5 protein-coding genes are annotated in these 7,348 nt (G+C 47.5%); all 5 read right to left on the bottom strand.

Translation table 11 applies throughout. The features are described from left to right. Positions 1-603: 603 nt before the first annotated feature. The 5 genes from AB1797_11635 to AB1797_11615 all read right to left on the bottom strand — a co-directional run bounded on the left by AB1797_11635 (position 604) and on the right by AB1797_11615 (position 7,204). Entirely contained in the window at positions 604-1,050 is a 447-nt protein-coding gene (locus AB1797_11635; GenBank protein ID MEW5768248.1) for an AsnC family transcriptional regulator, read from the bottom strand. A gap of 17 nt (positions 1,051-1,067) precedes the next feature. Continuing rightward, positions 1,068-2,210, bottom strand: a complete 1,143-nt coding sequence (locus tag AB1797_11630; protein ID MEW5768247.1) for a geranylgeranyl reductase family protein — start codon at positions 2,208-2,210, stop codon at positions 1,068-1,070. A gap of 16 nt (positions 2,211-2,226) precedes the next feature. Then, positions 2,227-3,222, bottom strand: a complete 996-nt coding sequence (gene ispH / locus AB1797_11625) for a 4-hydroxy-3-methylbut-2-enyl diphosphate reductase (protein ID MEW5768246.1) — start codon at positions 3,220-3,222, stop codon at positions 2,227-2,229. Between the two features lie 223 nt (positions 3,223-3,445). Then, a complete protein-coding gene (priA, locus tag AB1797_11620) occupies positions 3,446-5,899 on the bottom strand; it encodes a primosomal protein N' (GenBank protein ID MEW5768245.1) in 2,454 nt (817 codons plus the stop codon). A gap of 243 nt (positions 5,900-6,142) precedes the next feature. After that, entirely contained in the window at positions 6,143-7,204 is a 1,062-nt protein-coding gene (locus tag AB1797_11615) for a protein arginine kinase (protein ID MEW5768244.1), read from the bottom strand. Between the last annotated feature and the right edge of the window lie 144 nt (positions 7,205-7,348).

Here is a 7,348-nt window from a genome sequence, read left to right as displayed (position 1 = left end):
TTGAGTGTGGTAGCAGGCAGATAGTTTGGTCGTGGATGATGGGTCAGGGTCGGCAAATCTCCCTATCTCCGGTTCCCCAAAGGGAGTGAGAAACGAGCCATCTGACCCAAAAGCAGTTATGGATAGAGTGGTTGGAAGCGTATCCCGTAGAGTGATGGTATCCTTCATTTGAACCTCCTTGTAGTAGTCCGATTAGTGGTGTGATTGGGATATATTCAAAGTATACCATCTTTGGGGAAATCGTAAAGCTTCTATTCCTCAGTTTTGAAACGATGCCTGCTTTTCCTTTGCTTCCTGCATGGCTTTTATGGCTTCTTCTGAAAGAAGGTGCTTTTGACCCTTGGCGATATTGACAATGGCGAAACTGAACTCGTCCACAAGGGCATAAGGCAGTTTATTGGCATCATCTTTGAGGAAGGTTAGTTTGAGCAGGTCAAGTTTGTTATTTGGTGCTCTCTCGGGGAGCCATATTTAACAATACGAACTGGGGACTTTCGGAAATAGAAACGGAAGTTCCCTTTTTTTATCCCCACCCGTCCCAATCCCTAAAGGAAGGATTGAATATTGAGACACTGTTTTAGGGACGGGACGATTGGGTGGGTATCATACCTCCAGGTTGACCTCAATCTTAAAGCGCTGTTTAGACGGAAGGTCCATCAGTTCCTCAATGCCGGTCCTGTCTTTTATCTCCTGCAAGATTTCCTCTTTTTTTTCCACGGATGGGGTAATCAGGGTAAACCACAGATTGTAATCTCCCGGCCGAAGATAGTTGTGAGTTACCCCTGGGTATTGACTGGTCAGATGACCAACTTCTTCTATTTTATTGGAAGGGACCTTCATCGCTATTAAAGTGCTCACATACCCCACCCGTCTGGAATCGAAAGAGGCGCCAATACGGCGGATGATCCCCTTAATCCTAAGATTTTTTATTCGCTTATGCACTTCTTCTTCAGGGAGAGACAATCTTTCAGCCAGGATCTTATACGGTTCCGGATCAAGAGGGAAGTCAATTTGAATTTCATTAAGTATAGCTCGATCAATCCTATCCATAGGACGGCCTCGTCACCTTATGGTAATGCCTGAAATCGACTATTCAGTTCTTGATAGTTAGCTTCACCCAACATCAAATCCAAACAGACATTTTGAAGGTTCTTACTTTTCCTGAGGAGATTGTAAAGGATAAAAGGATGTCTGTAAAATCGTCCGGCAAGAGTAGCGGCGGCATCTAATTCGATTAATAGTTCTCTTTCTAAGAGTTCTTCATAAACCGACTGGAGGGACTTATTTGTTTTCAAGCTTTCTTTTACGGCCTGAGCAGCCATCTGGCCGCTCTTTATGGCATAGTAGATACCTTCCCCTAAAAATGGATCAACCAGACCAGCCGCATCTCCCACCAGGACAACCTTCTCTTTACCATATTTTCTCTTATGATAGCGGGGCAAGACCGTCCCGCCTGGAGTAATTTTAGTGGCATTGAAGGACTGAGGTTTAGCCGGGTTATGGTCTTTTTGAGCTACGGCCCTAATCTTATCAAAGCTGGCTTGTAAAAGTTTCCCTTTCTCTCTCCAACTGGCCACACCCACGGAAAGGTGATCTCCTTTAGGAAAGATCCACCCATAACCGAATCTGACCACCCCGAAATCAAGGTGAACCATTCCCTGGTGTTCAGCCAATTGCTGAGCAGATGGCCGAAACTGGGTGGAAATAGTTAATCCAAAGTCGGTCTTGACCTTGCGGATACCCACTGATTTGGCCACTATTCCCCTGGTCCCGTCTGCTCCAATTACTATCCTGGCCTGATAAGCCCGATTATCAGCCCATACCTTGAGGTCGGTTTTTTCTATATCTATCCGGGCCACCCGCCTTTTATCCAACACCACCGCCCCTCTTTGGATCGCCCTTTTAACCAGATCATAGTCAAATTTATCTCTGTTGATCATATACGCGGCTGGCCGGTCTGAATTAACTTCAAATCCGCCGTGGAATTTATAAGTAAACCTCCCTTGATGAATCTCATCCTCAGCTACTTCAGACAGATCAAAGTCCAGTAGTCGGTTAACTCTGGCTGAAAGACATCCACCGCAAGTCTTGTTTCGAGGTAATCTTTCAGCTTCCAGTAGAATAACTTCCAGCCCATTCCTGACTAATTCGTAGGCGGCTGTTGCCCCGGCCGGCCCGGCGCCAACCACTACACAATCATACTTTTTCATTCCTCTAACCGTACCATCATTTTAGAGAAGCCACCACTTCCCGGACTTCCTCAATAATCCAGGGCGGCGTAGAGGCCCCGGCGGTTATCCCTACCTTCTGTTTATTTCCAAACCAGGCTGGGTCTATCTGAGCCGCCACCTCAATATGATGAGTTTCACATCCGGCCTGATGACAGATCTGAGCCAGGCGGGTGGTATTGGCGCTGTTATACCCCCCCACCACCAGCATTAAATCCACCTTTTTCGCCAGATCGAGCGAGGCGCTTTGTCTTGTGGATACAGCCTCACAAAGGGTATTGTATACCCGAAGCTCTTCCGCCCCTCTGATAAGGAAAGCAGTGACGGCTTCAAGATTCTTAAGAGTCTGGGTGGTCTGGGCAATAAGCCCTATTCGCCTTCCTGAAGGTATACCTTCCGATTCTTTCACGCCATTCACCACATAAGCTTCATTGTTTACCGTCTCAATGATACTTTCTACTTCCGGGTGATGTTCCTCCCCCAGGATAACCAGACAGTAACCTTTCTTTTTCAATTCAATAGCCAGCCTCTGGACTTTTTTCACATTAGGACAAGTGGCATCAACAATCTTCAAGCCGGCTTTCTCGGCCCGGGCATAAACTGATGGGCCAACCCCGTGGGAACGAAGGATAAGAACTGCCCCTGGCGGGAGATCTTCAATCCCGGCAGTTAGCTCCACCCCTTGCTCATGCAGTTTTTCGACTACTTGAGGATTATGAATAAGGGGCCCCAGGGTGTAAACCTTACCGCCTGTCTCAGCGGCTGCCTTTTCAGCCATCTGGATCGCTCGCTTAACCCCAAAGCAAAACCCGGCCCCGGGGGCAATGAACACCCGGATTGCGGATTGCGAATTTCGGATTGGGGATTGGGGATTGGGGATTGGGGATTGCGGATTTCGGATTTCGGATTTCGGATTTCGGATTGCGGATTGCGGATTGCGGATTGCGGATTGCGGATTGCGGATTTTCTTATTTTGGATTTTGGATGGTTTCATTGGCCACTCCATCTCGGCCTGGTTTATCGTTTCGACCACTCATACATAATAGGCGGCGAGTGGCCTTCTATGAACAGTGTGGACTATGTGGACGGCGGACTCTATCCTGATTGGCCTAAACGATGAACCAGACCTCCCTCTCTAATCCGCCGTCACGGGTACCCGGTACCCACGAAGTGGGTGCGAAATCCGCCTTCAGCCTTCAGCCTTCAGCCTTCAGCTATCAGAGCATTCCGATGGGATCAACATCCAGGGCAATTTCCACCTTACCGGAGGGGGAAAATTCCTCTAAAGCGGATACGATAAGCTCCCTGATAGCCGGCTGAGTCTTTCCCTTCAAAAGTATCTGATAGCGAAATTCGCCTTTAATCTTAGAAATCGGACAGGGAGCCGGGCCCAGTATATTTACAGGTTTCTGTTTTGCCTTCCTGTCTCTTAATCTTTGCCCCAGATCAATGGCTGCTCTAGCTACCTGGCTTTCCTCTGGTCCTTTTATGGTTATTTTGGTCAAATGAGCAAAAGGCGGATAGGCTAAGGCTTCCCTAATAGCTATTTCCTGACGATAAAAAGAGTGATAATCGTGGGTTACCGTGGCCTGAAGGCTGTAATGCTGGGGGGTGTAAGTCTGAATGATCACCAGACCAGGACGTTTACCACGGCCGGCCCGCCCGGCCACCTGAGTCAATAAAGAAAAGGTTCGTTCGGCGGCCTGAAAATCGGGCAGATTAAGGGCCGTATCAGCCGAGATAACCCCTACCAGAGTAACCTGGGGGAAATCAAGTCCTTTAGCGATCATCTGGGTGCCCACCAGGATGTCTATTCCCCCATGTTGGAAAGAAGAGAGCATATCTTCTAAGGACTTTCTTCGGGTAGTAGTATCTCTGTCAAGACGGCCAATCCTGGCCTGAGGGAAAAGTCTGGTTAATTCCTCCTCCACCCGTTGAGTCCCCAGCCCCCAATGCCTGATTTTATCTCCCTGGCATTCCGGACAGATATGGGGAAGCGGCCGTCGGTAGTCGCAGTAGTGACATCGCAGTTTTAGGCCGGCCGCGTGATAAGTCAAAGAGACACTACAGGCCGGGCAGCCAAAGACAAAGCCGCACTTTCGACATTGAACAAAGTTGGCAAATCCTCGCCGGTTCAAAAAGAGGATAGTTTGTTCTCCCCTGTCCAGCCGCTCAGTCATAGCCTCCACCAGGGCGAGGCTAAAGATGTGTTGTTTCTTATTACCGCTAAGCTCGGCCCGCATATCCACCAGTTTTACCTCGGGAAGCTGGGCCTCATCAACCCGTGATTTCATCTCCAAATAATAAAACTTGCCTGTTCGAGTATTATAATACGACCTGAGAGAAGGTGTGGCGCTGCCAAGCAAAACCACGGCCCCGGAGAGTTTGGCCCTCATAATAGCCACATCCCTGGCATGGTAGCGCGGTTTCTTTTCTTCCTGTTTATAAGAAGGCTCGTGTTCTTCATCCACGATAATCAAACCCAATTTGGGTAAGGGGGCAAAGACAGCCGATCTGGCGCCGACTACCACCGGGGTCTGACCGGATTTGATCCTCCGCCACTCGTCGTATCTTTCCCCGGGAGAAAGCTGGCTATGCAAAACAGCCACCTGACCGGGAAACCTAGCCGCAAATCGGGTCACGGTCTGTGGCGTAAGGGATATCTCCGGAACAAGGCAAATAGCCCCCTCGCCTCTTTGTATTACCTGAGCAATGGCCCGAAGATAGACCTCAGTCTTTCCACTGCCGGTTACACCGTGGAGGAGAGTAACACTAAACCTTCTCTCATTAATGTGGTGGATAAGCACACCCAGGGCCTTTTCCTGCTCCTCGGTCAGCTTTAAATTTCGGTGACTGGTATCTTTGGTCAACTCTAAATGAGAGGCAGTAGTTGGATAAGGCAGCCGTGGGATTTCTTTTCTCTCTATTCTAAGGACACCACGCTTGACTAAGGTTTGAATAGGCGAAAGACTTGTCCCGGTTCTGGCCGCCAGTTCAGTTGAGGTGAGGGGTGTTTGAGATTCAACGAGGGTCTTAATAATCTTATCTTGTTTTAGCGGCAAATCTTCGGCTTTAATCTCCTCCACAGGCCGGGCTAAGTCCACTACCCTGATCTCTTTGGGCTTAACCCGGGGAGGCGGAAGTTCATCTTCTATCTGCAGATATCCCTTATCTTCCAGACTGTTAAGGCTAAGATAGAAGGTTTTGCGTCCCACCTTTTTGGACATTTCATCTAAGAAGATTTCCTTTTCTGTCTTCAGCACAGCCAGAATCTTAGCTTGCAAAGGCGCCCTCTTAGATAAATCCGAGAGATTATCCGGCAGAGAAATTAATCGCAGCTTTCGTCTGGTCTTGAGATTAATCCCTTGAGGAAGAACAGCCTTTATGGCTTCTCCCCAAGAACAGAGGTAATACTGGGCCATCCATCCGGTCAACTCTAGCATAGGCGGATCAAGGAGTGGTTTATAGTCAAGGATATCCACTATTTCTTTAAGCTTATGTCCTTTGGAAGAAAAATCACCCTGGCCAACGATGTATCCAATACGAGAGCTTCTCCCAAAAGGGGCTAAAACACGTTTGCCAGGGACGGCTTGAGAGGCAATATCCGGCGGGGTAAGGTATGAAAAAGGTCTATCAACAGGTAGATCGAAAACGACAGAGACTTGAGTCATTTTAAAATCAGAACCCAGATTACAGAACCCAGAAAGTATCTCGTAACCGTTCAGCCACCAAGGCACGAAGACACGAAAATGTGCTACTTATTAAAAAATATGTGACTTAGAGAGCAGTAGAGCAATAGAACAGCAGTTCTGGAACTTTCAGAAAAGTCTTTAACTACTGCTCTGCTGCTCTACTGCTCTATTTTTGTGTCTTAGTGTCTTTGTGGCTGAACACTTACAGTATCTCTAAATCTGTTATCTGTGTGCTCTGTGTGCTGTAGTTAGTTTTTCTCGGATTAAATCGGCTCGACGCACATCCTGTTCGTCCTGGGAGAGGTCTTGGCCGTATCTTTTTCGAATATGAGCAGGCTGGCTAAGGATAAAAATTTCATTTAAAGTTGAAAAATCTATCTCCACTAAACCTATATTGACCCCCAGTCTAAGAAGGGAAAATAGATTTATAGCCTCTTTGGAGGTAACAATCCTGGCCGAGGTTAGAATGGCATAAGCCCTAAAGACGCGATCCTCTACCTGTGTTTTGGCTTCCTTGAGCAAGAGGGCCTGGGCTTTTTCTTCGTGTTCAATGATTTGTTTGCTTACCCGTTCAATATTATCGGTAATCTCTTCTTCTGTCCGGCCCAGGGTAACTTGGTTGGATATTTGGAAGAGATTGCCTAAGGCCTCTGTGCCCTCGCCATGAATTCCCCTGATAGCCAAGCCTAATTGGGAAACGGCCTTAAGAAGTTTATCGATTTGCTTAGTCATAGCTATGGCCGGCAGATGAATCATAACGGAAGCCCGTATCCCTGTGCCAACATTGGTCGGACAGGCCGTCAAATAACCCCATTCCGGAGAGATGGCATAATCGAGTTCCTGGCTGAATTTGTCATCGATTTGATCCAGATACCTCCAGACAGAAGAAAGTTGCAGACCGGAAGCCATCGCCTGGATCCTTAAATGATCTTCTTCATTAACCATAACTGAGACTAATTCTTTATCCCCGATAACAATCAACTCACCCTTTCCTTTAACCGATTCAGGAGAGATAAGATGTCTTTCTACTAAAAACTCTTTATCCAAAGTGGACAGTTCATCCAATTCCAGAATTTCAGCGCCCTTCATATACTGATTATTCGGAACAGCGATCATTACCCTTTCAGCCACCTTTTTCAAAGCCGCCGCATTGGCCCAATGGGAAAAGGGAAGTTGATTAATGTTTCTGGCCAGGCGAATACGACTGCTGAAGACAATCCCGGCGTAAGGACCGCTTCCGTCCAGCCATTTACCAATCTGGTTTATGTAGTTATTGATAGACATCAGCCCTTATCAATTATTGTAACCGTTCAGCCACAAAGCCACGAAGAGAATGATAGAATAGCACACGGATGACACAGATTTTGGCGGATTCTCACGGATTTTTTCTAATAAATTTTTATCCGTGTCAATCCGTCTCATCCGTGT

The sequence above is a fragment of the bacterium genome, assembly GCA_040753085.1.
GTDB lineage: Bacteria > UBA9089 > JASEGY01 > JASEGY01 > JASEGY01 > JASEGY01.
This window is presented reverse-complemented; position numbering and strand designations above follow the sequence as displayed.